This is a genomic window from Sphingobium yanoikuyae (assembly GCF_034424525.1).
GTDB classification, from domain to species: Bacteria; Pseudomonadota; Alphaproteobacteria; order Sphingomonadales; family Sphingomonadaceae; genus Sphingobium; species Sphingobium yanoikuyae.
In genome coordinates, this window is record NZ_CP139980.1 from 192,733 (window position 1) to 217,229 (window position 24,497).

18 protein-coding genes and 2 pseudogenes are annotated in these 24,497 nt (G+C 62.4%); 13 read left to right on the top strand and 7 right to left on the bottom strand.

The window, feature by feature from the left end; translation table 11 throughout:
- Nucleotides 1–2: 2 nt before the first annotated feature.
- Genes U0025_RS25000 through U0025_RS25015 form a run of 4 tightly spaced genes read left to right on the top strand, consistent with a single transcriptional unit; the run spans nucleotide 3 to nucleotide 4,538 of the window.
- On the top strand, nucleotides 3–689 hold the full coding sequence (locus U0025_RS25000) for a ZIP family metal transporter (RefSeq protein ID WP_004212882.1): 687 nt from the start codon (nucleotides 3–5) through the stop codon (nucleotides 687–689).
- On the top strand, nucleotides 686–1,294 hold the full coding sequence (locus U0025_RS25005) for a cation transporter (protein WP_004212885.1): 609 nt from the start codon (nucleotides 686–688) through the stop codon (nucleotides 1,292–1,294). Before U0025_RS25000 ends, U0025_RS25005 begins: the two co-directional genes overlap by 4 nt.
- On the top strand, nucleotides 1,291–3,792 hold the full coding sequence (locus tag U0025_RS25010; RefSeq protein WP_004212886.1) for a heavy metal translocating P-type ATPase: 2,502 nt from the start codon (nucleotides 1,291–1,293) through the stop codon (nucleotides 3,790–3,792). The genes U0025_RS25005 and U0025_RS25010 overlap by 4 nt, the downstream gene beginning before the upstream one ends.
- Nucleotides 3,789–4,538: an HAD-IIB family hydrolase gene (locus U0025_RS25015; RefSeq protein ID WP_004212890.1), complete on the top strand. Its 750-nt coding sequence runs from the start codon at nucleotides 3,789–3,791 to the stop codon at nucleotides 4,536–4,538. Before U0025_RS25010 ends, U0025_RS25015 begins: the two co-directional genes overlap by 4 nt.
- Nucleotides 4,539–4,734: 196 nt before the next feature.
- Here the strand turns inward: U0025_RS25015 and U0025_RS25020 are convergent.
- A pseudogene (locus tag U0025_RS25020) lies at nucleotides 4,735–7,287 on the bottom strand (Tn3 family transposase); the annotation flags it as partial.
- A 186-nt stretch (nucleotides 7,288–7,473) separates the two neighbouring features.
- The gene (locus tag U0025_RS25025; RefSeq protein ID WP_004212893.1) at nucleotides 7,474–7,869 is read right to left on the bottom strand and encodes a MerR family transcriptional regulator; all 396 of its coding nucleotides are present in this window, start codon (nucleotides 7,867–7,869) and stop codon (nucleotides 7,474–7,476) included.
- A gap of 114 nt (nucleotides 7,870–7,983) precedes the next feature.
- On the opposite strand from U0025_RS25025, the gene merC reads away from it, so the two are divergent.
- The 4 genes from merC (at nucleotide 7,984) to U0025_RS25045 (ending at nucleotide 9,838) form a co-directional block, all read left to right on the top strand.
- Nucleotides 7,984–8,409 (top strand): organomercurial transporter MerC, encoded by a 426-nt coding sequence (gene merC, locus U0025_RS25030; RefSeq protein ID WP_080604534.1) that lies wholly within the window; start codon nucleotides 7,984–7,986, stop codon nucleotides 8,407–8,409.
- Nucleotides 8,409–8,819 (top strand): hypothetical protein, encoded by a 411-nt coding sequence (locus U0025_RS25035; RefSeq protein WP_080604535.1) that lies wholly within the window; start codon nucleotides 8,409–8,411, stop codon nucleotides 8,817–8,819. Before merC ends, U0025_RS25035 begins: the two co-directional genes overlap by 1 nt.
- The gene (locus U0025_RS25040; protein WP_080604536.1) at nucleotides 8,819–9,040 is read left to right on the top strand and encodes a GDCCVxC domain-containing (seleno)protein; all 222 of its coding nucleotides are present in this window, start codon (nucleotides 8,819–8,821) and stop codon (nucleotides 9,038–9,040) included. The genes U0025_RS25035 and U0025_RS25040 overlap by 1 nt, the downstream gene beginning before the upstream one ends.
- A 231-nt stretch (nucleotides 9,041–9,271) precedes the next feature.
- Entirely contained in the window at nucleotides 9,272–9,838 is a 567-nt protein-coding gene (locus tag U0025_RS25045) for a recombinase family protein (protein ID WP_004212894.1), read from the top strand.
- A gap of 6 nt (nucleotides 9,839–9,844) precedes the next feature.
- Here the strand turns inward: U0025_RS25045 and U0025_RS25050 are convergent, their stop codons facing one another.
- Entirely contained in the window at nucleotides 9,845–11,269 is a 1,425-nt protein-coding gene (locus U0025_RS25050) for a transposase (RefSeq protein WP_004212896.1), read from the bottom strand.
- Between the two features lie 142 nt (nucleotides 11,270–11,411).
- On the opposite strand from U0025_RS25050, the gene U0025_RS25055 reads away from it, so the two are divergent.
- Nucleotides 11,412–12,278 (top strand): recombinase family protein, encoded by an 867-nt coding sequence (locus tag U0025_RS25055; protein ID WP_004212898.1) that lies wholly within the window; start codon nucleotides 11,412–11,414, stop codon nucleotides 12,276–12,278.
- Nucleotides 12,277–13,719 (top strand): annotated as a pseudogene (locus tag U0025_RS25060) (catalase); the annotation flags it as partial. The gene U0025_RS25055 and the pseudogene U0025_RS25060, both read left to right, overlap by 2 nt.
- A 74-nt stretch (nucleotides 13,720–13,793) precedes the next feature.
- Here U0025_RS25060 and U0025_RS25065 read toward each other — a convergent pair.
- Nucleotides 13,794–15,290, bottom strand: coding sequence for an alkaline phosphatase D family protein (locus tag U0025_RS25065; RefSeq protein WP_004212902.1), 1,497 nt, complete (start codon nucleotides 15,288–15,290; stop codon nucleotides 13,794–13,796).
- Between U0025_RS25065 and U0025_RS25070 the strand changes: the two genes are divergently transcribed.
- The 3 genes from U0025_RS25070 to U0025_RS25080 all read left to right on the top strand — a co-directional run bounded on the left by U0025_RS25070 (nucleotide 15,247) and on the right by U0025_RS25080 (nucleotide 19,452).
- Nucleotides 15,247–15,990, top strand: coding sequence for an RNA polymerase sigma factor (locus U0025_RS25070; RefSeq protein ID WP_122129196.1), 744 nt, complete (start codon nucleotides 15,247–15,249; stop codon nucleotides 15,988–15,990). The genes U0025_RS25065 and U0025_RS25070 overlap by 44 nt on opposite strands.
- The gene (locus tag U0025_RS25075) at nucleotides 15,990–16,886 is read left to right on the top strand and encodes a FecR family protein (protein ID WP_004212906.1); all 897 of its coding nucleotides are present in this window, start codon (nucleotides 15,990–15,992) and stop codon (nucleotides 16,884–16,886) included. Before U0025_RS25070 ends, U0025_RS25075 begins: the two co-directional genes overlap by 1 nt.
- Before the next feature lie 82 nt (nucleotides 16,887–16,968).
- Nucleotides 16,969–19,452: a TonB-dependent receptor domain-containing protein gene (locus U0025_RS25080; RefSeq protein WP_004212907.1), complete on the top strand. Its 2,484-nt coding sequence runs from the start codon at nucleotides 16,969–16,971 to the stop codon at nucleotides 19,450–19,452.
- A gap of 727 nt (nucleotides 19,453–20,179) precedes the next feature.
- Here U0025_RS25080 and U0025_RS25085 read toward each other — a convergent pair.
- From U0025_RS25085 to U0025_RS25095, 3 genes are all read right to left on the bottom strand, one after another.
- The gene (locus U0025_RS25085) at nucleotides 20,180–21,298 is read right to left on the bottom strand and encodes a glycerophosphodiester phosphodiesterase (RefSeq protein ID WP_004212909.1); all 1,119 of its coding nucleotides are present in this window, start codon (nucleotides 21,296–21,298) and stop codon (nucleotides 20,180–20,182) included.
- Nucleotides 21,298–23,754: a TonB-dependent receptor gene (locus U0025_RS25090; RefSeq protein WP_004212911.1), complete on the bottom strand. Its 2,457-nt coding sequence runs from the start codon at nucleotides 23,752–23,754 to the stop codon at nucleotides 21,298–21,300. The genes U0025_RS25085 and U0025_RS25090 overlap by 1 nt, the downstream gene beginning before the upstream one ends.
- A 418-nt stretch (nucleotides 23,755–24,172) precedes the next feature.
- Nucleotides 24,173–24,355, bottom strand: coding sequence for a hypothetical protein (locus U0025_RS25095; protein WP_143058613.1), 183 nt, complete (start codon nucleotides 24,353–24,355; stop codon nucleotides 24,173–24,175).
- Nucleotides 24,356–24,497 lie beyond the last annotated feature (142 nt).

Genomic DNA, 24,497 nt, shown 5'->3' on the forward strand with positions numbered 1-24,497 from the left:
AAATGCAGGCACTGCTCTATACGCTTGCGCCTGTGCTGGCGGTCGTGCTCGGCGCGATTGTCGCGAGCCGCACCAAGTTGAAACCTGGCCTCGTGGCGGGCCTACAGCATCTCGCTGCCGGCGTCGTGTTCGCGGCGGCAGCGACCGAAATCCTGCCGCAGGTCAAGCATGAGGCATCGCCCAGCGCGACGTTGATCGGCGGGGCGGCGGGCGTCGCGACCATGCTGGGGCTCAAGGCTCTTGAGGCCCGCTTCAAGGGGCCGATGGCGCTACTCGCCGCGATCGGCATCGACATTCTGGTCGACGGCCTGGTGCTCGGCCTCGCTTTCGTGGCGGGCGAGAAGGCAGGTCTCCTGCTGACGATCGCGCTCACTCTGGAAGTGTTATTTCTGGGACTGACGCTGACCGACGAGCTGGCGGAAACCTATCGCTCGCGCTTGCGCATCATCGTGATCGTCTCGGCATTGGCCCTGCTGCTGCCGATCGGCGCGCTCGCTGCCGTGCCGGTCGCCGCGCTGTCGCCGGTGATGATCGCCGGCTTCCTCAGCTTCGGGCTGATGGCGCTGCTCTACCTCGTCACGGAGGAGTTGCTGGTCGAGGCGCACGAGAAACCCGACACCCCGCTCATCAGCTCGATGTTTTTCGTCGGCTTCCTGGCCCTGCTGACACTTGAGGAGATGATGGGATGATCCCGGGCAACGACAACAATGGCGGGCAGGAGCGCCGCACACTGTGGATCGTCCTGCTGCTGAACGCGGCGATCGCTGCGGGCTTCTTCGTTTCCGGCTTCTTCGCGGACTCGAGCGCGCTGATCGCCAACGGCGTCGACAACCTGTCCGATACGGCTGTGTATGCGCTGAGCCTTGTGGCGCTCACCCGGGGCCAGACATGGAAGACACGCGCCGCGGTCGCTTCGGGCGTCATGCTGCTGATCTTCGCGGGCGGCATCTTGATCGATGTCGGACGGCGCTACGTGCAGGGCAGCGAGCCCATCGGACCTACCATGATGGTCATGTCCGCGATCGCCGGCGTCGTGAATTACCTCTGCCTGCGGCTGCTCCAGCGCCTCAAGGATCCGGACGTCAATCTCCGGGCCGCAACCACCTTCAGCTTCAACGACTTCATTTCCAACGGCGGCATCCTGATCGCCGGCGTGCTGGTGCTGTGGTTGGGTACCAATTGGCCGGACCTGCTGGTCGGCTTCGCCACCGCCATCATCGCCATCAAGGGCGGTGTCGAAATCCTGCGCGACGCGCGCGCCGAAACCAAGAAAAGCGAAAGGAGGTCGTCATGAACGACAAGCTCGAACTCGACATTCCAGTGTTGTTGCCGGACCTTCCTGACGCGGCCGATGCCTGCCTGGACCGTCTCGTATCAACCCTGTCAAAGCGCGAAGGTGTCGAGCGGGCGCATGTGATCTGTCTCGACGGCAACACGCCAGCGGCGCTGTGCATCCATTTCGATGCCGCCAAGCTGCCGCTGCCACGGTTGCGCGAAATGGTGCGCGCCGCAGGTGCCGAAATCACCGAGCGCTACGGCCATGCGATCTGGCAGGTGACGGGGATCAACCACGAACGTCGGGCGCGCACGGTCAGCGATGCGCTGTGCGCCTTGCCCGGCGTGGTCCAGGCAAGCGCCAGCACCAGCGGGTCTGTCCGGGTCGAATATGATCGCCGCGAAACCACCGAAGAGGAGGTGCGCGCTGCGCTTCGCAAGCTGAAGGTGAGGGTGGGCAAGCGGGTCGCTGCCGATGAACATGCCGGCCACGACCACGGCCCCGGGGGCCACGGCGCGGGCGAAGAGAAGCACGGCCCCGGCGATGGCCACGACCATAGCCACGCCGAATTTCTCGGCCCCAATACCGAGCTGATCTTCGCGCTCGCCTGTGGCGCGCTGCTGGGGATCGGCTACGCGATCGAGAGGCTGGTCGCTGGCGCGCCCGAATGGCTGCCGACCGCCTGCTATATCGCAGCCTATTTCTTCGGCGGATTCTTCACGCTGCGCGAGGCGATCGACAACCTCCGGATGAAGAAGTTCGAGATCGACACGCTGATGTTGGTCGCTGCGGCCGGCGCCGCTGCGCTGGGCGCATGGGCCGAAGGTGCGCTGCTGCTGTTCCTGTTCAGCCTCGGCCATGCGCTTGAGCATTATGCAATGGGCCGCGCCAAGAAGGCGATCGAGGCGCTGGCGAAGCTCGCGCCCGAAACCGCGACCGTGCGACGCGGCGGGCAGACCAGCGAAATCCCGGTCGAGCAGATGGTCGTCGGGGACATTGCCATCGTCCGCCCGAACGAGCGCCTGCCTGCCGACGGCTTCGTCATCAAGGGCACCAGCGCGATCAACCAGGCCCCGGTCACGGGTGAAAGCATCCCGGTCGACAAGGTGCCGGTCGCAGATGCCGCAGCGGCACGCGCCAAGCCCGATGCAGTCGACGCGGAAAGCCGGGTTTTTGCTGGTACGATCAACGGCGGCGGCGCGATCGAGATCGAGGTGACACGCCGTTCCAATGAAAGCGCGCTTGCCAAGGTCGTGAAGATGGTGAGCGAAGCGGAGACGCAGAAGTCGCCGACGCAGCGCTTCACCGACCGGTTCGAACGGATCTTCGTGCCCGCCGTCCTGGTCCTGTCAGTGCTCCTGCTGTTCGCATGGGTGGTCGTCGACGAGCCGTTCCGCGACAGCTTCTATCGCGCGATGGCGGTGCTGGTGGCGGCAAGCCCGTGCGCGCTCGCGATCGCAACGCCGAGCGCGGTCCTGTCGGGCGTTGCCCGTGCAGCGCGGGGCGGCGTGCTCGTGAAGGGCGGTGCACCGCTCGAAAACCTCGGGTCGCTCAAAGCGATCGCTTTCGACAAGACGGGCACGCTGACCGAAGGTCGTCCGCGCATCACTGATGTCGTGCCCGTCGATGGCGCCGATGAAGGCGAGTTGCTGGCGCTGGCTGTCGCCGTCGAAGCGTTGAGCGACCATCCCCTGGCCCAAGCGATCGTCAAGGACGGCCGCGAACGTCTGAACGATCGTGCGGTGCCGACTGCCGGCGACCTCAAGAGCCTGACCGGTCGGGGCGTCACCGCGAGCGTGGATGGCGAGACGGTGTGGATCGGCAAGGCCGAGATGTTCGGAAGTGAGGGCATTCCGGCGCTGGGGCAGGGCGCGCAGGACGCAATCGCGAAGCTGCGCGAGAACGGCCGCACGACAATGGTGGTCCGCAAGGGGGACCGCGACCTGGGCGCGATCGGCCTGATGGACACGCCTCGCGAAGCTGCCAAGACCGCGTTGCGTCGGCTGCACGAGATGGGCGTGTCGCGGATGATAATGATCTCCGGCGATCACCAGAAAGTCGCCGAAGCGATCGCCGACGAAGTCGGGATCGACGAAGCGTGGGGCGACCTCATGCCCGAAGACAAGGTTGCCGCGATCAAGAAGCTCGCCGGCGAAGACAAGGTCGCGATGGTGGGCGACGGCGTGAACGATGCGCCGGCGATGGCAAGCGCCACGGTCGGCATCGCGATGGGCGCGGCGGGGTCGGACGTTGCGCTGGAGACAGCCGACGTGGCGCTGATGGCCGACGATCTGGCGCACCTGCCATTCGCAGTCGGTCTTAGCCGCCATACCCGTGGAATCATCCGGCAGAACGTCTTCGTCAGCCTGGGTGTCGTCGCCTTCCTGGTGCCTGCTACCATCCTCGGCCTCGGCATTGGGCCAGCGGTGGCGGTTCATGAGGGATCGACGCTGCTCGTCGTCATCAATGCGCTCAGGCTGCTCGCCTACCGCGATCCGGCAGGGAAGGCGGCATGAAGTGGCTGATCGCCTTCGACCTCGACGGCACGCTTGCCGAGAGCAAGCGGCCGTTATCGGAGGATATGGCCGCAATCCTCGCCCGATTGCTCGCCATCACGGATGTGGCGGTGATCTCGGGCGGGGACTGGCCGCAGTTCGAAAAGCAGATCGCCTCGCGCCTTCCTGCCGGCGTCGCGCTCGACCGTCTCTGGTTGATGCCGACCACAGGCACGAAACTCTATCGGTTCATCAATGGCGCTTGGCGCGCGGTCTATGCCGAACTGTTCGACGACGCGGAGAAGGCGAAGATCCGCACGGCCTTCGATCAGGCGCTGACCGATGCCGGTCTCGCCGACGAACGTATCTGGGGCGAACGGATCGAGGACCGGGGCAGCCAGATCACCTTTTCGGGCCTGGGGCAGGCAGCGCCGCTGAAGGAAAAGGAAGCGTGGGATCCTGACCGAAAGAAGAGGACCGCGTTGCAGGCCACGTTGCGCGCGAAGCTGCCGGAGCTCTCGATCAATCTCGGTGGCACGACATCGATCGACGTGACCAGAGCAGGGATCGACAAGGGCTATGGCCTGAAGCGCCTGAGTGCCGAGAGCGGTGTCCCGCTCGACGGGATGCTGTTCATTGGGGATGCGATATTCCCCGGTGGGAATGACTATCCCGCTGCTGAAATCGGCCTCGACACAGTGAGGGTGCGCGACGTCGCGGAAACCACCGCCGTCGTGACCGCCATCATCGCGTGTCTGCACCGATAGGATCAAGATACATGGTCGGCTCCATCGCGGAATGCCGCATTGTCAAAGCTCTGGCTTCTGTCGCTTAGGACAGCGCTTCCTAAAACGAAAAGAAGGCAATGTGCGCGTCTCCGCGAACAAAGCCTCCAGCGATCAATCTAAGAGATTCCGCCGCGCTTCTCAATCGTAGGGGGCGTTTGCGGGAGGGGGCGGAATCCTACGCTAAGGATTTGGGCCAGCGATATTCCCCGGTTGGATTGATGTGTTCCCATCCCAACGGCGAGACGTGGGCGAGTAGATCAGGCGCGATATGGGTACCGCTGGCGGCCCGGGTATTGACGACCTCGCCGAGCTTCATGGTGTTCCAGAATATGATGATGGCGGCGAGCAGGTTCATTCCGGCGATGCGATAGTGCTGGCCTTCGCCGGATCGATCCCGGATTTCACCTCGGCGGTGGAAGCTGATGGCGCGCTTTAGGGCGTGGTGGGCCTCACCCTTGTTGAGGCCGATCTGAGCCTGGCGCTGGAGGCCGGCATCAAGAATCCAGTCGATCATGAACAGGGTTCGCTCGATGCGGCCCACCTCTCGCAATGCGAGGGCCAGCTCATTCTGGCGCGGGTAAGAGGCGAGCTTGCGAAGAATCTGGCTGGGGGCGACGATCCCCGCTGCGATCGTCGCCATGATGCGCAGGATGTCGGGCCAGTTGCGCTCGATGAGCGGTTCATTGATCTTACCTCCGACCAGCGCTCGCACATTGGCCGGCGTCGCGTTGGGCGTGAAGGCATAGAGTCTTTTCTGAGGGAGATCGCGGATACGGGGGGCGAACCTGTAGCCGAGCAAGGCGCAGGCGGCGAACACATGATCGGTGAAGCCGCCCGTGTCGGCAAAATGCTGGCGAACGCGGCGGCCCGCGTCATTCATGAGCAGCCCGTCCAGGATATAGGGAGCCTCGCTGACCGTTGCCGGGATCACCTGGGTTGCGAACGGCGCATATTGATCGGACACATGGCTGTATCCCTTGAGGCCCGGGACGTTGCCATATTTCGCGTTGATCAGATTCATCGCCTCGCCCTGCTCGGTAGCAAGGAAGAACTGCCCGTCGCTGGATGCCGATTGCCCTTGTCCCCAGAAGGCGGCCATGGGCAGGGCGGCGTGGGCCTCCACGATCATGGCGAGCGCCCGATCATAGGCGCTGCCTTCGACATGCCAGCGCGCGATCCGCAGCAATTCCCAGAAGCTGTGCGTGTTGGTCGCCGCCGCCATCTTGCGCAAACCGAGATTGACGCCTTCCGCCAGCAACACGTTCATCAGGCCGATCCGGTCGCTGCAGGGCGCGCCGGTGCGCAGATGCGTGAACGCCTCGGAAAATCCGGTTCGCTCATCGACTTCCAGCAACAGATCGGTGATCCTCGCGGGCGGGAGCTGTTGATAGAGATCGAGCACGAGATCCTCGGCCCCTTCGGGCGTGTCGGCCCTCAGCTTGTCGATGTGCAGCTTGCCGTTCTCGATGATGCCGCCTGGGATCGTGCCGGTTCGCGCCGCGCGGCCAAACTCCTTCAGCCGTGTATCCAGTCGAGCCCTGCGCTCGGCCAGCCATTCGCCGGGTCGCAGCGGCACGGCGAGCCGCGCGGTCTGCTCTATCGCCTGTGGCGGGACCAGAAGCTGCTTGAGGTCGCCATAGCGGCGCGATCCCGCCAACCATATGTCACCGGACCGGAAGGCGTCGCGGATGTGGAACAGCACCGCGATTTCCCAAAGCCGGTGGTCGCCGCTGGGCTCAGCGCGAAGATGACGATGCCATTTCGAGTTGGGACGTAGAAAATCCACCGGCGGATCGACCTTGATCCCGTTACGCAGCATCGCAACGGCCGCCAGAAGAGGCGTGGCGATCGGCGCCGCCTGCATGTCGAGCAGGCGCAGCATCCTGGGCGCGTAGAGGCGGAAACGGTGATAGCCGTCCAGCACACGGCTGAGCGGGTCGGCCGCGAGCACGTTGGTCAGCGCGGAGGCCGTGGCGACAAGGGTTCTGAACCGTTCCCAGCCAGGCCCGGTGGCGATTATCCCGTCCAGGGCCGTGCCATCGTCCTGCGCTCCAAGCAAAGCACCACCGATTTCGGCAAAGGACTTCAGCGTGTCCCGAACGGCCGCCTTTTCGTCGGCGATCCTGGTGTTGCAAAGGCGTTCGGAGGCCCGATAGAGACGGCCTACGATGCGATCGTGGGTCTCCACGATGACATCGGCCAGCGATGACCGCCATTCCAGGGTGCAGACAGCGAGGATCGCAAGCCGCCTGTCTTCGGGCAGATCACGCATGCCGTCGGCGTAATAGCGCTCGCCCTGCCGGCGAAGCCGGGTCACACGATGCGCCGGCACGCCGTCCAGCAAATCCGCCGGAAGATCGAACCTTTGAAGATATTCCAGTCGATCCATCAGCCGGTTAGCGGCTGCTGAATTTGCGCCAACCTCGAACTGTCGCAGCCATACGAAGCGCGTGACGCGACCATCCACCGTATCCTCCAACAGGTGAGCCAAATTCTCGCTCAGGGTTGGCGTGATGCGATGGGCGATAAGATCCTCGATCCGGCGCTCGGCCTCAACCAGCGCATCGGCGCAAAGGCGCTCGATCGTCGAGGAGCCGGGAAGGATCGTGCGGGTGCGGCGACACTCCGCAACGAAGCGACGGGCAAGATCCTCATTCGATGTCGCTGCCTCGGCTTCCCGAGCGATCCATTCGCGCAAATCCCGTGCGCCCCGCCCCGAAAAGGAGCGGGGCTGTTGAAAAATGCGCCGCTGGTGGCCGGGTCCGGTTGGGGGCGGAATGACACCCCAACGCATAGCGATCCCGTCTCGCATGGGATCGAGTTTCGGGAATGTCCGCGCCGGGGAGGAAAGCAGTCAGGCGGCTTTCTCGCCAGGAATCGATTTCAGGATAGCGGGTGCCTTTCCGAATTGAATTTAGGCGGGAGATAAAGCTTCAAGAATGCCGCACTCGGCAACGGTGCCGTGACCGCATCGCTCGATAATGCGTGCCAACTCCACATCTAGGGCTGACAGGTCGGCGATCTTGCGCTCGATCGCCGCCCGGTGCTCGCGCGCGATCGTCTCGACCGCGTTGCAGGACCAATCGCTATGGTCTGCCAAAGCTAGCAGCTCGCGCACCCGGTCGAGGCTGAATCCGAGGTCGCGCGAGCGGCGAATGAACGACAGCCGGCGCAGCGTGCCTGCATCATAGGTTCGGTAGTTTCCCTCCGTGCGCGCCGGCGCGGGCAGCATACCGATTTCTTCATAATAGCGGATCGTCTGCACCTTGGTGCCTGTCGCCTTGGCAAGATCGCCGATTTTCAGAGCCATGCCCTTGACCCTACAGTTACTGGAGGGTGCATATGGCGCAGTGACAACAAGCTTGTCGAGAAGCCAAGGCGAGCGCGGTGAGTTGCTTCGGCGGAATGGGTGAAAGGAACGGCTGTGCCTACAGGAGACTCTCTAGCGCGAACGGCTGATAAAACCGGCGTAGTCGGCGCGATCATCGCATCCCTTGGCTGTGCGGCGTGCTTTCCGGCTCTTGGCAGCCTCGGTGCCGGAATCGGTTTAAGCTTCCTGACCCGGTATGAAGGCCCCTTCATTCGATACATACTGCCGCTTTCCGCTCTCATCGTGTTGGCGGCGAACCTCAGTAGCGGACTTCGTCACAAAGCTTGGCCTCGCCTGTTTCTGGGTATTACTGGACCGGTCCTTGTCCTCATTGCCGCCCTGCTAATGTCGCTTCACGGCATTCGAGCGGAGTGGGTGCTCTATGCAGGACTGGTGCTCATGATCGGAGTTTCGATCCTTGATCTGGTTTCCCCACCAGGGCGACGGTTTAGCAATCCGGCCCCGTCGAGAAACGGATAATGACGGATACCGCCACCACAAGGCGAGCCTCAACACCGGGTAAGCCGCCCGTCAAAGGAGCCGCATCAATCGCGGCTGCGTTGGGTCTAGGCGCGGTTACGGCAGCAGCGGCCTGCTGCGTCCTGCCGCTCGCGCTTGCCTCGATCGGCGTGGGGGCTGGGCTTGCCGGAAGCCTCGCCGAACTGGCAAGCATCCGCACGCCGCTTCTGGTGCTTAGCGTCGTCGCGCTCGTGGTCGCGTGGATCATGTGGTGGCGTAAGCGCGAGACAGCTTGCGCGCCGGGGGAGACCTGCACGACGGACGCCAGCCCGCCCCGCGCTGTTGGCCTTCTCATCGCGGCAACAGTGCTGGTCGGATTGACCGTTATCTGGGACTCGATCGAACCAACTCTGATGGATTGGATTTTGTGATGTTGCTTTCTTCCACTTTGACGTGCCCCAAGTGTGGTCATCAATCGACCGACGTAATGCCGACCGATGCATGCCAGTTCTTTTACGACTGTAAGGGCTGCGCTGCGGTGCTACGCCCCAATGCCGGCGATTGCTGCGTTTATTGCTCGTTCGGAGACGTGCCTTGTCCTCCGATTCAGGAAGCACGCGCATCTGGATCAACGGCAAGCTGCTGCGCTTGAGAGCACCCCTCGAAGGGCAACTACCTGACACTGGACAGAAGAGAAGCTCATGCCCGAAAGCTATGACCTAGTCATCGGTTGTGCGCCTGAGCGCTTTCCCGATTAGGAACCTCCAACGGGAAGACCGGCACCGGCACAAAAACACGCCCTATCCCCGCTGGGGCTTTCCCAAAATATGTTCCCGAAATATAAGTCCCGAAATTCGCTGTTTGAGATGGGATAACGGGACTCATGCTGGTTGGTTATGCGCGTGTCTCGACTTCCGATCAGGACCTGACGCTACAAACCGATGCGCTGACCAAGGCTGGCTGTGAAAAGCTGTTCACCGACAAGGTGAGCGGCGCGAAGCTGAACCGTCCCGGCCTGACCGAAGCTCTCAATTTCGTGCGGGCGGGCGATACGCTGGTGATATGGAAGCTCGATCGCCTTGGCCGTTCGATTGGGGGCCTGATCGAACTGGCGGCGGACCTGTCCGCTCGCAAGATTGATTTCCGATCCCTGACGGACGGGTTCGACACGGCCACCCCATCGGGCCGGCTGCTGTTCCATATCCTCGCTTCCGTCGCGGAGATGGAGCGAGAACTGATAAAGGAACGGACGATTGCTGGTTTGGCAGCGGCACGGGCCAAGGGCGGCACGGGCGGGGGCCGCAAGTCCGTCATGACGCCCGACATGCTCGATACCGCCCGCAAGCTGCTCAAGGCCGGCGATAAACCAGCGAAGGTCGCGAAGCTGCTACAGGTCGGCCGTTCCACCTTCTATCGCCACTTCCCTGCGGCCGAGCGCGAACCTGGCTAATTGGTGTCAGAAGATCGTCGCGTAGTAAGATTGCTCGAACCGGCCCCGGCTGATCCGGGCCATGTGATCGATCCGTTCCGGCACCGGGGGCGGGCGGCGGGTCCGTGCCGGTCGTGCGGCGGGGCGGGCCAGCAGTACGAGATTGGCAATGGCCGCGCCCAACAGAAACTCTTCCTCGGCACCGCGCAGGCCGCGAAGGTGCAAACGGGTTAGCCCCCGCTTACCCTTGGCATCGGCAAACACCCGCTCGACGCCCCGACGCAGTCGCATCGACCGCTTGAATAGGGGCGTCTGCATCTCGCCGCGCACCAGCTCGCGCACGTCCTCATGTTCGCTGTGCGTCACCGACCTGTTGCTGCCTGCGGTGCATTTCCGTTTGAGGTGACAGGCGCGGCAGTCGGAGGGACTGGCGCTGTATCGGAGAAAGCCCGCCCGACGATCGGCACCACGAAAGGGCAGTATCTTGCCAGCAGGACAGACATAGCGGTCCTGCTCCCGTTCATAGCGGAAGGCTTCGCGGGGGAATTTGCCCTTGGTCTGTTCGGATCGTTCCAGCACCGGGATATGCGGGATGGTGCCGCGATCGGTGACAAACGCCAGGAACGCGGCGCTGCCGTAGGCGGTGTCAGCCGCGACGCGCTTTGGCCGGTAGCCGAACCGATCATCGGCCCGTGCCAGCATGGTCCGCCCCGCATCGACTTCCGCCGCGAAGCGGGCGGGACTGGCCTCCACGTCGATCGTCACCCCTCCCGGCGTGTCGATCAGGATATTCAGGGCATAGCCGAACCGGCCCCGCGCCGTGCGCGCAGACCAAGCCGACGCCGGATCGGTGCGTGACACCTCGGCCGGCTTGCCACGCGGCACGCCATGTTCCTGCGGTGGAGCATTGGCCTGATCCGCCAGCCATTCGCAAACCGGGCGGGGAAGCCGGGGCGCGGCTATGTCGGCGTCCCGCATCTTGCGCTGCCAGCTTGCGTCGGCCGCGACAAACGATGCGTCGATTGCGGCATCCTTGTGGGCGATCAGCCGCGCGTCGGCGCAGCGCCGAACAGTCTGCTCGAACAGGATGCGGAAGATGCCGGCATCGCGGAAGCGGCCATGCCGGTTCTTGCTAAACGTCGAGTGGTGCGGCACCCGCGCGTCGGGCGGCAATCGGCAGAACCAGCGATAAGCGAGATTGAAGCGGACTTCCTCGCACAGCCGGCGTTCCGACGTGATGCCATAGAGGCGAGCGATAAGCGCCATGCGGACCAGCAATTCAGGCGCTATCGAGGGACGCCCACGGCGACTATAATGCGGCGCGAGCGCATCGCGCAGTTCACCCAGGTCGATCAGTCCGTCTATCCTGCGTAGGATGTGATCGGCGGGGATCATCGCTCCTAGCGCCCGCCAACTTGCGCCCTTGCCGCCTCGCTGTTGCTCACCCATCATGGCCGCTGCTCCCGATGTGTCGAAGCAGGGAACCCGTTAGGAACGCGATCGGCTCACCCGGCCTTTTTCAACAGCCCCGGTGGGTTTGCGCTCAATGTGACGATACACTGCAAGAGCCACCCTAATGTGACGGATTTTGCACTTGGCTCGTATCGGATATGCCCGCGTCAGCACCACGGACCAGGATCTGGATATCCAGATTGGCCGCCTCAAGAATGCAGGTTGCGAAATTATCCGTTCCGAGACCGGATCGGGGGCCTCGCGGAGCGGGCGCACGGAACTGGAAACGATCATGCAGTTTATGCACACCGGCGACGAGCTGGTCGTGCTGCGGCTCGACCGGCTCGGCCGCTCCACGCGCGATGTCCTGAACCTGGTGCATGAGCTTGATGAAAAGGGAGCTTCGCTGCGCATCCTTGAGCCAGAGGTGACGACGGCGGGCGACATGGGGCGAATGGTCATCACCATACTCGGCATGGTCGCCGATATGGAGCTGAAGTTCATCAAGGATCGTCAGCGCGCCGGGATCGAAGCGGCGCGCGCCGAAGGCGTTTACAAAGGCCGGAAGAAGAACGTCGATGACGATGAAATCCGCCGTCGCCTTGCCGCCGGCGCCAGCAAGGCCCGCGTTGCCCGCGACCTGAAGGTCTCACGAATGACCGTCTATCGGGCGCTCGACATTATTCCGTCAAAGACCAAACTGCCGGAAAAGCCGCCCACTGCCAGCATCGCCCTGCATCTGATTATCGAGAACTTCAACAAGCGTGGAAGAGGTAGAAAACCCGCTCGGGAGCGGATTGAGGCGATGCTGGAACGCGACTACGCCATGGTAAAAAACGGCAATTGTGATTACAAACTGACCGTCGCCTATGACCCCGATCCGGATGGCATTTCCCTTGATGAGGAAATCCAAAGCCTCCTCTCCGAGATGTTCAACATCGCAGAGAGCTACAATTGCTCCATGGAAGCCGATATCTACGAGGTCGGTGGTCAGCAACGGTCCTGGTAGAATCAATCAAGCGTTCAGTGTTCGTTCTTCAACCTGGCCAAAATCGCAGCTTCGGGCCGACTGGGCCAAGTTCCACTGGAAGCCCCGACTTGGGATTCAGTCTACCATTTGGGACGAAGCGCTGAAGCTCCAGGCGGCGGACAATGACTATCAGCGCCGCGACCTGTTCGAGGCGATCGACGCCGGCGATTTCCCGCAATGGGATCTGGGTATCCAATTGTTCGACGAGGCGTTTGCCGAGGCGCAACCCTATGACGTGCTCGACGCGACCAAGCTCATCCCGGAAGAGGATGTGCCCGTGCGCCTGATCGGCACACTGACGCTCAACCGCAATGTCGACAATTTCTTCGCCGAAACCGAGCAGGTCGCATTCCTGCCCTCGAATGTTCCGCCAGGCATCGATTTTTCGAATGATCCGCTGCTTCAGGGCCGGCTCTTCTCCTATCTGGATACGCAAAATTCACGTCTCGGCACCACCAACTTCCATCAGATCCCGGTAAACGCACCGCGCTGTCCGTTCGGCAATTTCCAGCGGGACGGAAAAATGCAGACGATGGTGCCCAAGGGCCGTGCCAATTATGAACCCAACAGCCTGGCGGCGCATGGCGAGGAAGGTGGACCGCGCGAAAGCCCGGACGTCGGCTTTGTAACGGCAAACGCCGCCACTGGCCCTGAAGAGAGCGGCGACAAGCTGCGCGTGCGGGCGGAAACCTTCGCCGATCATTACAGTCAGGCGCGTTTATTCTACCGTTCACAGACGATCAGTGAACAAGCCCATATCGCCTCGTCCTTCGTGTTCGAACTCTCGAAGGTGGCACAGCTCGATCAGGTGCCCGGCCGGATGGTGGCCAATCTACGCAATGTGGACGAAGACCTGGCGAGCCGGGTTGCGGACGGCTTAGCGATCGATCTGCCGAAAAAGACGCCCGCCGCCAAGGAGCCGATCGACATGCCGCCTTCGGACGCACTTTCGATCCATAAGAATATGCTGGCGACGCTTGAGGGGCGCAAAGTCGGCATTCTGATCGCGGACGGCAGCGATGCGGACGAACTGGCAGCAATCGTCACGGCAGTAGAAAAAGCCAAGGGCAAGGCTGTGATCGTCGCGCCCAAAGTCGGTGGCGCAAAGCTCTCCAACGGCAAGCAGCAGAAGGCCGATGGTCAGCTGGCAGGATCGCCGAGTCAGATTTTCGATGCCGTGGCGATCATAGTGTCGCAGGAGGGCTGCGCGACGCTGCTGAACGAAGGCGCGGCGGTCGAATTTGTGATGAACGCCTTTGGCCATCTCAAGGCGATTGGCGCGAATGAGACAGCGCAGCCCTTGCTCGACAAGGCCGGCGTGGTGCCCGACGCGGGCGTCACGGGGGTCGATGCAGCGTTCGTCAAGGCGGCGGCTCTCCGCTTCTATGACCGCGAACCATCGCTGCGTATGCTGGCTTGAGAGAAGACATGATGAGCGATCAGTTTAACGCCTGGTCGCTCATGTCTTTTAGCCGGGCTAAATGCAGTTGTCGCCTACCTGATATCCTGTTCCACCTGTTGCAGGATCTTGGGCTTTGCCCGGGCCGATTTCAGATTCAGTGCACGAAATTGTGCCACTAGTCGCGTCGGTTCGATCTCGATGCGGACGTAGCCGCTATGGTTCAGGTCATGAAAGCGGATGTGGGGGTTATTTGCGCGAACCTCGCCGAAGCGGCCGGCTGGCGGCGATTGGGCAGCAAGGGCGGAGGTGACGATTTCGGTCGCCACTGGCGGGGTGCCATCCGCCCGATGCAGATCATTCAGCCAAAAACTGTGGACGTCGCCGCTTAGAATTAGGGGATTGCGGACATTGGGGCGGGCGAGCTGATCCAGCAGCCGTGAGCGGCCTGCGACATAGCCGTCCCACTGGTCGCTATAGACAGCGTCACCCCCGCCATCGAGCGCCAGCGGCGCAAAAAACACGCCCTGCGCCAATAAAGTCCAAGGGCGCCGCTCTTGGGAAAGGCGCTGAGCCAGCCATGCCTCCTGCGCCTGTCCCAGCATGGTCCGATCGGGCGCCAACCGTTCGGCGCAATGATCGAGCCGGACGTTGCGGGCTACCGACGGCGCCGCGCATGGCGGGTTGGACCGGAATTGGCGCGTGTCGAGCATGGAAAGCGATGCCAGTTCGCCCCAGTCCACCCCACGATAGAGGCGCGGGCTGGCCATGGAGCGCCACAGGCTGGGGCGGATCGGCATATGTTCGAAATAGGCCTGATAGGCCGCCGCTCGCCGCGCCGCGAAAATTTCGGGAGGTAGCCCCTCTCGATTGGCGAGCGCGGCATAATCGTTCAGCACCTCATGATCGTCCCATGTGACGAGCCAGGGCACGCGCCGGTGCGCTTCCTGCAAATCCGGATCGGTGCGATAGAGGGCGTAGCGGGCGCGGTACCCATCCAGATCGCGTGGTTCGGGCGCGCCGAAATCGCGGACCTTGGGCTGGTCGGGATAGGATGTTTCGTAAATATAGTCGCCGACCTGCACGATCAGGTCGGGATCGCCCGCCAGCATGTCGCGATAGGCGCCGAACCATCCCAATTCCCAATGCTGGCAGGATGTGAGCGCCAGCCGCAACCGGTTGGTGCGGTCCGGCACGGTTGCGGTACGCCCGACCGGGCTGGTCGCGCCAAGCGCATGGAAGCGATAATGATAGGGGCGCCCCGGTCGTAGTCCGGTCAGTTCGAGATGGATGCTGTGCGCCGCCTCGGGATGCGCGTTCAATGCGCCGGTCCGGACGATGTTGCGAAATCCTTCATCCTCGGCGACCTCGTAACGGACCGGGATCGATCCGGCCCGAACAGGGTGGGCGTCGGGGCCGACGAGGCGCGTCCACAAAACGAAGCCGTCGCGGGATGGATCGCCGCTGGCGACGCCGAGCGCAAAGGGGTCGGCCTGCGCAGTGAAGGGTGCGGCGAGCACCCGGAGCGGCGTGGCGCCAAGCGCGACCATGGCGCCCAGCACGGCGCGGCGATGCCAGGGAGAGGCTTGCATCGGGCGGCCCTATCGGCGGCGTTTGACAGTAATGCGACAGCGACCCCCGACGAATGTGGATATTGTCCCGATATTGTCATGCCGACTGACTAACCGCCCCGCTCATCTGAAGGGGGAAGCCGCCGTGACCTGGTTGAGGGATGTAGACCGCTGGTTCATTGATGAGATATTGCCGCACCGGGTCGCTTTCCGGCGGCAGGCGGCTCGGCTGGTCCCCACGGCCGAGGCCGAGGATCTGGTGCAGGAGGCCTATGCCCGCGCGATCAATGCGTCGCATCATCGCGAGATCGTCAATCCCCGCAGCTTCGTCCTCACCATCATCCGCAATCTGGCGCATGAACGTCATCGTCGCGCCACCGTCGTGCGGTTCGAGCATCTGGCCGATATGGAAGCGATGGAAATTGCCGATAGCGCGCCGGATCAATTTGCAGTGCTATCGGGCAATATGGAGCTGGCACGGCTGATCGCGCTGATGGAGCAATTGCCGCCACAGGCGCGCGCGGTGGTGAAGATGCGGCGGATCGAAGGATTATTGCCGGGCGATATAGCGGTGCGGATGGGTTTGTCGGTCTCTACTGTAGAGAAGCATCTTGCCAAAGGGCTGGCCATTCTTGCCTATGCGATGCAGGAAGCGCCACCGCAGGAAGAAAGGGCCCCGTTTTCGCGCTTATGGCAACGCCACCGACACCAGAGAAAATGATGGAGGAAGCCGCCGGCTGGCTGGCGGCGCTCGATGCAGGCTCGGTCACGCCGCAGGCTTTCGAACAATGGCGTGCGGCCGATCCCCGCCATGCCATCGCCTTTGCCCAGGTGGCTCATGCCTTCGAGCAGGTGGAGCGTCTACGCGCGGTCGAGGACCGTCCGGCCGAACCGGCGCCCACCGCCATCAACCGCCGTGGGATGTTGCGTGCCGGCGTCTTGGCCGGTGGTGCGTCGGTCGCCGGCGCGCTGCTGGCGGTACGCGCCACTGCGCGCGAACATGCCAAAACGGCGATAGGTGAACGGCGCGCGCTGGTGCTGGACGATGGCACCCGGATCGAACTTAATACAGGCACGCGGATCAGTTGGCGGATCGACAAGGGGGAAAGCCGCATCTGGTTGGAGCGTGGCGAGATCGGCCTTACGGTTCCGGCTTCGCTGCGCGGCAAGCTGACATTGGAGGCAGGAAGCGCACGATTCACACTCGGCACCGGCAGCTTCAATGCGCGACAGCAACCTGAATCCTTCGACTTTCTCGTGCTGAATGGCATGGCCGATAGCGTACGGGGCGATGGGCTTACAGCAGGGGCGATGGCGCGCGTGATCGGCCAGAACGTGGCTATCGGACCGGCCGACCCGGTAACGCTGGACCGGGCGCGCAGCTGGAAAGATGGTCAACTGGTGTTCGAAGGCGAGAGCCTCGACTTCGTCGTGGCCGAATTTAATCGCTATCTCGACCCCAGGATCGTCATCGCCGATCCGGCGCTGTCGCGCATTCGGCTGGGGGGGCGTTTTACGACCACCAACCCCAATGATCTGCTGACCGCATTGCATGCGTCGTTCGGCATCCGATCGCAGCGCAGCGAAAATGGAGCCATTACCCTCACGGCCGGCTGATAATTTTTTTGCAGCTGCGATAGAGGTCGTGCCGCGCCCACCCATCCCATCCTCCGAGAGACGCTTCCATCGGAGGGCAATAATGAGTTTTCATGTCGTCGCACTACCCTTGATCCTCGCCGCGGCGCCCGCCAGTGCCGCGAGCGATCGCGCTATCGCCTTCAACATCCCGGCGCAGAATATGGCGACGTCGCTGAACGAGTTCGGTCGGCAGGCCGGCGTGCAGATGGTCTTCCCCTATGACGCCATCGCCGGTCGCCGCTCGATCGCGCTCAAGGGGCGCTTTTCCCGTGCCGAGGCGCTGCGCCGCCTGATCGCCGGACGAGGCGTGGCCATTTCCTACGAGGGCGCGGCGATGATCTCGCTCGCCGTCGCCAAGGCGCCGACCGAATTGTCGGCTGCCGAAGCGGGGGCGGGCGTTGCGGGTGGCGGTGACATCATCGTCACCGCGCAAAAGCGGGTCGAAGACCTGTCGAAAGTACCGCAGGCGATCACCGTCGTTTCGGGCGTGGAAGCGGCAGAACGCAAGATTACCGATTTCGCCAGTCTGGTCGATGAAGTACCGGGCCTGTCGATCAACTACAGCACGGGCGGCGAAAGCTATGGCCTGCTGACCATCCGCGGGATCGGCGGCGCCGACGACTACAAGCCCAATGGCAGCCCGTCGGTCGCCCTTCATGTGGACGGCGTCTATCAAAGCTCCAACGCCTATCTCGGCATGCCTCTGTTCGATCTGGAGCGGATCGAGGTGCTGCGTGGGCCGCAGGGCACTCTCTATGGCCGCAACACCACGGCCGGCGTCGTCAACGCGATCACGCGCGGCGGCCGCGACACGTTCGACGGCTATGCCGATGTGCGTTATGGCAGCTATGACAGCCTGCGCGCGGAAGCGGCGATCGGCGGTCCGGTCAGCGACAATATGCGCGTGCGACTGGCAGTGATGACCGATCAGGGCGGCGGCTTCATGAACGGGAAGGGCGCGGGCGATCTGGCGGGCGCGCAACTGAGCGTCGGCGGCGTGGTCCAGAGACAGGTGCCTGCGATCAACGATCCGGGCGCACGCAAGGGCTTTGGCGACAAGGATCTGTTTGCCGCGCGCGGTACGGTGGATATCGATTTCGGTCCAGATACCAGTCTGACGCTGAAGGCCTTTGCCAGTCGCGACCGTGGCGATGCCCGTCAATATGACCGCATCAGCGCAGCGGAGGACAGCAGTGTTCTCAATGCCGGCGAAGATAAAGACCCCTACAGCTTCTATTCGCGGGCCTATTTTCAGCAACGGATCGACATCAAAGGCGCGTCCGCACAATTTTCGCACCTGCTGAACGATGCCACCCGCTTCGACATGGTCGCCGGCTGGCAGTCGAGCCAGCGCAATATCGGCGGCAATGGCGATGGCACGCCCTATCCCCAATATGAATATCTGTTCGATGAAGATCTGAGCCAGGCATCGCTCGAAATGCGCCTGCGCAACGAGCAGCAGGGGCGTTTCAACTGGTTGATCGGCGGCTTCTACATGAGCGACAAGATCGACTATCAGAGCCAATGGACCAGCTGGGCCGCGCGGACCATATATCATAATGTCCATAATCAGCGCCGCCGTAGCGCCGCGCTGTTCGGTCAGGCTGATTATGAGTTGTTGCCCAAGATCAAGCTGACGCTGGGCCTGCGCTATACCAAGGACGATGTGGATTCGCAGGGCCGCAACATCGACGATAACCCTTGGGGCATATCCAATTACGCCACATTTTTCGCGACGACGCCCAATTTTCAGTGGGACAAGCAGTTCAAGGATGACGACCTGTCCGGCCGTGCTGCCGCGCAGTGGTTCATCACCGACGATTTGAATGTCTTCGCGTCGGTCGCGCGCGGCTATCGTTCGGGCGGCTTTGATGGCACGTCGATCATGACGCTGGCCGAGACGGAGCCGTTCCAGTCCGAGACGGTCTGGGCTTATGAAGCGGGCGTGCGTTATTATAAAGGGCCGATCCGTCTGTCGCTTGACGCCTTCGCCAATGATTTCGACAATCTTCAGGCGACGACGCGCCTCGACAATGACACCAACGGCCGCACTAATGTCGGTAAGGCCAAGACCCGCGGCTTCGAAGCCGCACTGGACGTCAACCTGCTGAACAGCGGCGGGCACAAACTCGATTTCGACGCATCGGGCACCTATCTCTATTCGAAGATCACCGAGTTTAATTCCAACCGCATCGCCGATGTGACCGCGACTGTCGGCGATCCGCTGCCCGGTGCGCCGAAATGGACCGGTCGGGTCGGCCTCGTCCACAGCTACAGATTCGGTGATGGCTGGGTGCTAAAGAGCCGCGCCAACATCTTCCATCATGGCAAGGAATCGAACCGCCTGAACGCGGTCGTCGGCAACACCTCGCCGGCTTACACGCTGCTCAATGCCCGGATCGAGCTGGAATCGCCGCATGGCTGGTCGATCTATGCCATGGGCCGAAACATCACGGACGAAGTCTATTATCCCGAAATGAACGGCGCGTCGCGTATGGTCGGTGCGCCCGCCACCTATGCGATGGGCGTTCGCATGAGCTTCTAAAAACCGGCCGAAGGTGGCTCCGCTTATGCGGGGCCTCCAGCCTTCGGGTCGCCCGGTGAGGCGCCATCTGCCAATGCCTTGGCAGGTGGCGCCTTGTCATTATGGCGCATTTGTCCTGACGGGTAGAAGAGATCGGTCGATATCGGCAGCCAAACGGGCCGGAGGTAGCGCTAGGTGACGAGGCGGCTTCATTGCCGACGCCTATCCATCACCGTGGCAGCTTCAGATGGCATGGATCACCGCAGGCTGAAAGCGACGAGGATCGTCAGCTCGACGACATCAGGCTCTCGGCGGGAATTGCCGGCAGGGGCTGGGCACGTATGAGCATATCGAGTGCGGCCTGATCCAGGTCGAAAGATCACGATTCCCCGACGATAGCAGAGGATGGCACCATGCGGACGCGGTTCACGCCGAAGCATATATGGGCGGTGCCCTGCTGACGAATTGCACGGGCGCGGGCCGGGTTCCAGATGCACTAGGATCAGGCTTTCCCAATCAGGCCTGACGTGACTGGAAAGCCGATCGACGTTGGGAGCAACTGCGCGCGCCGGCTCGGGTGGCGCAACCAACGGCTGCAATTCGACCACAAGCGGCGCGAAGATCCGAAACTGCGATCGGGCTTGCAGATGGTCAAGAGAAGTGGACTTGCTGTGGCTGGCCAGTCCAGATGGCGATCAAATGACCGGTAGAGGTGAATTTGGAATAGGCAGTTTTTATTCTCTCTATCCTAGGAAATCGCACGCCGTCCCAAAGCCGGATCGTCTGTGAAGATCGCATCGACACCCGTTGCAAGATAGCGCTGCATCTCTGCAATGCTGCCTTCTTCGTTGCGCGCGGAAACGCCTTTGTCGCTGCGAAAATCGGCGGCCAGGAACTGATTTTCCGGGCGGAAGGTCCAGATGCTGACGAGAAGGCCCGCCGCATGTGCGGCATCGACGAGCCCCGTGGGTTTTGTCAGGCGCTGATCCTCGTCCACAGGAATGATCATCCGGACATGGGGCGCAAGATAATCTGCATAGCTGGCGATTTCGGAAAGACCTGCGGGCGTCAGCATATCGCGATAGAAGCGCTTGTTGCCCGCCGCCTGCACATCGGCCGGCATCTGGGCCGGGTCGCCGATCAACTGGGCCAGCTGGATGTTGGGATAGGCGCCGATCCTGCCGCGCAACGCGCGTAGATTAGCGACCTCGAACGACTGGATGGCGAACGGCGCGCGTTGCAGATAGGCGCTCTTGCCGATGATATCGATCAGCCGCTGCTCCTGTTGCAGGCCGATGCCTGCGAAATAGGTGGAATGCTTGATCTCCGGGATCAGGCCGATGGTCCGGCCGCGCGCGGCGGATTCGGCCGCCACGAAATCGGCGATTTCCTCCATCGACACGATCTGGAATGCGCCGTCATAGGATTGGCTTTCGGGCCGTATGGCGCCCAGCCGCTCTTTCGCGCGTAACGTCTTGAGTTCCGCGAAGGTGAAATCCTCCGTGAACCAACCTTCCTGTCGCTCGCCGTCGATCGTTTTGACCGTCTTGCGCGCGGCAAAATCGGCCCGGGCGGCAACGTCGCTGGTTTCCGCGATATTATTCTCGTGCCGCGCGACCAGCACGCCGTCCTTCGTAGCGACCAGGTCAGGCTCGACATAGTCGGCCCCGTCTTGGATCGCCTTGGCATAGGCGGCAAGCGTATGTTCTGGGCGCAGCGCCGATGCGCCGCGATGGGCGATGAGCAGCGGCGGACCCTTGCGACGGGCAGGGGCGGCGATCGCTGCCCCCACATCCGTCGCAAATGCGGCGGTCAGGCCGGCACCCGCCTGAAGCAGCGAACGGCGGGATACCGACCTGTCCTGCATCAGTAGTTCACCGACAATGTGGCGAACCACTGGCGCGGCGGGATTGGGTAGACATTGTAATTGTTGGTGTTCGCACTCGCCTGCACCGTCGATGCACCCGTCGTGTCGAACAGGTTGGTGACGTTCAGGCTGATCTCCGCCTTTTGCAGGCCGACCATGCTGGCGGGCAGGCGATAAGCGATCCGGGCGCTGGCCTGGAACACCGACTTGACCGATGCATCGTTGGTGAAGGTGGTGACACGGCGGCCGACATAGTCGCCGATCATCTGGGCATCGAAATCGCCGAGCGTCAGCGTCGCAACCGTCTTGTTCATCCACTTCGGGCTGACAGGGATCAGCTTGCCGCCGGTGGGCACGACGCCGCCCACGGTCGCGATGCCGCCGATCCGCGTGCCAGTCGCGGCGCCAGTGATAGTGCTATAGTCGCTGTCGTAGATGGAGCGGTTGTAGGACACGGCGTTGTAGAGCGAGAAGACCTGCCCGAAGCGCAGCGTCAGCGCCGCGTCGATACCGTCCGTCTTCACGCCGCCGACGTTGAACACGGCGGGTGTGCCGCCGCTGATGCCACTGCCGCCGATGCCGCCGATCGCGCCGGGAGGCGTGATGCCAAGCAGGCGATCGCTGAAATCGACATGATAATAGTTCACCTGCGCTTCGATCCCGGTCAGGAACGAACTGTCGATGGTCCGGCGGCTGCGTAGGCCGATTTCATAGACCCAGGAGGTTTCGGGGCGGCCATTGAACTTCAGATTGTCGAATGCCGCCTGGCTGCCGCTGCTCCACGGCGTGACGCCGCCGCCGCCATAAGGCTGGAAGTGGCGCAGGTTCTTCTGCACGTTGACATAGACCTGCTCGCTGTCGGTGAAGTCCCACTTCGCGCCGATCGCGGGCAGGAACCAGCGCTTGGTGTTGATCTCGCCTTCGGGCAGGGCGCTTGCCGAACCAGGCAGCGATCCGATGATCGGCTGGACCGGGAAGGTGCCGCTGGCAAATTGCAGGCTGGACTTGAAACCGCCCTGGACCAGCAGGCTGGGCGTGACCTGCCAGCTGTCCTGCACATGAAGTTGCAGAACATTGGTGCGCATCTCGCTGGCATATTGGGTGAACAGCGGATCATGCGGCGGCAGCGAATAGGGGTTGTAGTCCTGCGGCCGGGTCACATTGAGCGCATACCAGTTCCGATAGGCGGCCGAGCTGTTATATTCGTACCACGCACCAAGCTGAATCTGATGGTTGCCCAACGTCGCGTCGATCGAGGACAGGATGCCGCCGCGATCGATGCGATATTCGGTGGTACGGATCGCATAGCCCGAATTGCCGGTGGCCGTCTTCAGATTCTGGCCGGGGAAATAGAGCGAGAACAGGTTGGGCAGGCCCGCGACCGTGATCGGTCCGGCGACGATGCCCGCGCCGTCATTATTATGATAATATACCTGGTTCGACCAGTCGACTTGGTCGGACAGATGGGCCTGATATTTGATGTAGCCCAGATAATCGGTCCGGATCGCGGCGCTGTAATAGTTGCGATAATTCTGCGCCTCGGCGGCCGGCACATTGCCGCTGGCGTTCAGATAAGCGACCGCGCCGGCGAAATCGGGGTAGAAGAAGGGGCGGGTATAGGGCTGATAGGCCTGCGCCGCATTGGTAGGGTTCTTGAAGACGGTGGTCGCGTCCTCATTGGGTTCCTGCTTGTCGGAATAGCTGAAATAGGCGGTCAGCTTGCCATTGCTGTCGTCATGGACGAATTTGGCGTTGGCGGCCCAGCCCTTCTGCTTGCCGCGGAAATCCCAGGCGCGCGCACGATGGCGCAGGACCGAGACATAGCCGCTATTGCCGTCGCCAAACTCGCCGCTGTCGAGGCGAACGAATGTGCGGGCCGTCCCGTAGCTGCCGAAAGTGTGGTTCAACTGTGCGCCCATCTGCTGGCGCGGATCGCTGGAGAAATTCTCGATCCCGCCGCCCAGGTTGCTGGTCGACGCGATGCCCAGTTCCGCGGTGCCGGTGGCGACAACGACGCTGCCGACATTTTCGGAGATGATAGCGCGCTGCGGAGAGAGGCCGTTGAAATTGCCGTAGCTCTGATCGCCCAGCGGCACGCCGTCCAGGGTATGGCCCAACTGCTGAGCGCTGAAGCCATGGATGAAGAGCGAGGCGTTCTGCTCGTTGTTGCCCCACGGATCGGCAGTCACATACATGACACCCGGCAGGGTCTGGATCGCCTTGAACGGCGCAACGCCCGGCAGGATCTTCTGGATTTCGGTTGTGGTAATGGCGGTCGCAGAGCGTGTAGCCTTAACACCGGTCACGACGATGGACGTTGCCTCGCCATCGACCTGCGCCGCTTGGTCTGCTGCGGGCGTGGGCGTCTGCGAAAAAGCGGGCGCGCTTACTACCAGAGCGAGCAGGCCGGCACTGCCTAGCAGGCAGGCGCGCGAACGCGTGTGCAAAATATTCATGACCCAATATCCCCAAAGCAGCGCGCAATTTCGCACTTGCAGCATCGCGTTAAATGGAGCGAGTTGCGATTTCCGGTCCGTTTCGGGTCGATTTGATGACATTTGGGCGGCGGACATGTTGCATTGCGTCCTGACGCTTATGATGCGGTCAAGGTGCGGTGTAGGTCCGAATTTCGGCGAGAGATATCAGGCGTGGCTGTGTATTGGTCCGTCTGCGCTCAGTAAGTAGCCCAAGCTTTTCGGTAAGGGGAAAGTTCGCAGGCGAGCATCGGGCATTGTGCAGCAAATGACGATAGTGGGTTGGGCTCAGAGACTATTTTCTCCCGAGCCGATAGTTGTTGTGCCCGGTTGCTATGCCGTGAGTCAGTTTTACGGATAGAATCTCTCGTACAAAAAAGTCCGCGTCGTAATTTGTAACTCAATCATCATCAGATCCTGCAAGGCGGTCGTTCCATGTCAGCGACAAGCCGTTCATGAAAGGAGCAAGAAAAGCGCCTTTGAGCGCCAGCGACCTCGCGGTCTTTTCCTCGTCGATGTGGATGTACCAAGGCAATCGAGACTCCTTGGTCCCGATACTGCTGCGCCGGGAACTGGTGCTCATCCTGTTGCTCTATGCGGGCGCTCGGCGCCGCCGACGCGGCAGAAGGGGCGGTGACGCTCTTCTTCATAGAGGAGGCACTGGGGATTCACGGGTGGACCGGGGCGCTGCTGCTGGCCCATCTGCTCATCCGCAGTTTCGCATG

What these genes read in the sequence shown, in the direction of transcription:
- U0025_RS25000 (WP_004212882.1), top strand. Translation starts at nt 3, where the DNA reads ATGCAGGCACTGCTCTATACGCTTGCGCCTGTGCTGGCGGTCGTGCTC.
- U0025_RS25005 (WP_004212885.1), top strand. Translation starts at nt 686, where the DNA reads ATGATCCCGGGCAACGACAACAATGGCGGGCAGGAGCGCCGCACACTG.
- U0025_RS25010 (WP_004212886.1), top strand. Translation starts at nt 1,291, where the DNA reads ATGAACGACAAGCTCGAACTCGACATTCCAGTGTTGTTGCCGGACCTT.
- U0025_RS25015 (WP_004212890.1), top strand. Translation starts at nt 3,789, where the DNA reads ATGAAGTGGCTGATCGCCTTCGACCTCGACGGCACGCTTGCCGAGAGC.
- U0025_RS25025 (WP_004212893.1), bottom strand. Translation starts at nt 7,869, where the DNA reads ATGGCTCTGAAAATCGGCGATCTTGCCAAGGCGACAGGCACCAAGGTG.
- U0025_RS25035 (WP_080604535.1), top strand. Translation starts at nt 8,409, where the DNA reads ATGACGGATACCGCCACCACAAGGCGAGCCTCAACACCGGGTAAGCCG.
- U0025_RS25040 (WP_080604536.1), top strand. Translation starts at nt 8,819, where the DNA reads ATGTTGCTTTCTTCCACTTTGACGTGCCCCAAGTGTGGTCATCAATCG.
- U0025_RS25045 (WP_004212894.1), top strand. Translation starts at nt 9,272, where the DNA reads ATGCTGGTTGGTTATGCGCGTGTCTCGACTTCCGATCAGGACCTGACG.
- U0025_RS25050 (WP_004212896.1), bottom strand. Translation starts at nt 11,269, where the DNA reads ATGATGGGTGAGCAACAGCGAGGCGGCAAGGGCGCAAGTTGGCGGGCG.
- U0025_RS25070 (WP_122129196.1), top strand. Translation starts at nt 15,247, where the DNA reads ATGGCGCCCAGCACGGCGCGGCGATGCCAGGGAGAGGCTTGCATCGGG.
- U0025_RS25065 (WP_004212902.1), bottom strand. Translation starts at nt 15,290, where the DNA reads ATGCAAGCCTCTCCCTGGCATCGCCGCGCCGTGCTGGGCGCCATGGTC.
- U0025_RS25075 (WP_004212906.1), top strand. Translation starts at nt 15,990, where the DNA reads ATGGAGGAAGCCGCCGGCTGGCTGGCGGCGCTCGATGCAGGCTCGGTC.
- U0025_RS25080 (WP_004212907.1), top strand. Translation starts at nt 16,969, where the DNA reads ATGAGTTTTCATGTCGTCGCACTACCCTTGATCCTCGCCGCGGCGCCC.
- U0025_RS25085 (WP_004212909.1), bottom strand. Translation starts at nt 21,298, where the DNA reads ATGCAGGACAGGTCGGTATCCCGCCGTTCGCTGCTTCAGGCGGGTGCC.
- U0025_RS25090 (WP_004212911.1), bottom strand. Translation starts at nt 23,754, where the DNA reads ATGAATATTTTGCACACGCGTTCGCGCGCCTGCCTGCTAGGCAGTGCC.
- U0025_RS25095 (WP_143058613.1), bottom strand. Translation starts at nt 24,355, where the DNA reads ATGAGCACCAGTTCCCGGCGCAGCAGTATCGGGACCAAGGAGTCTCGA.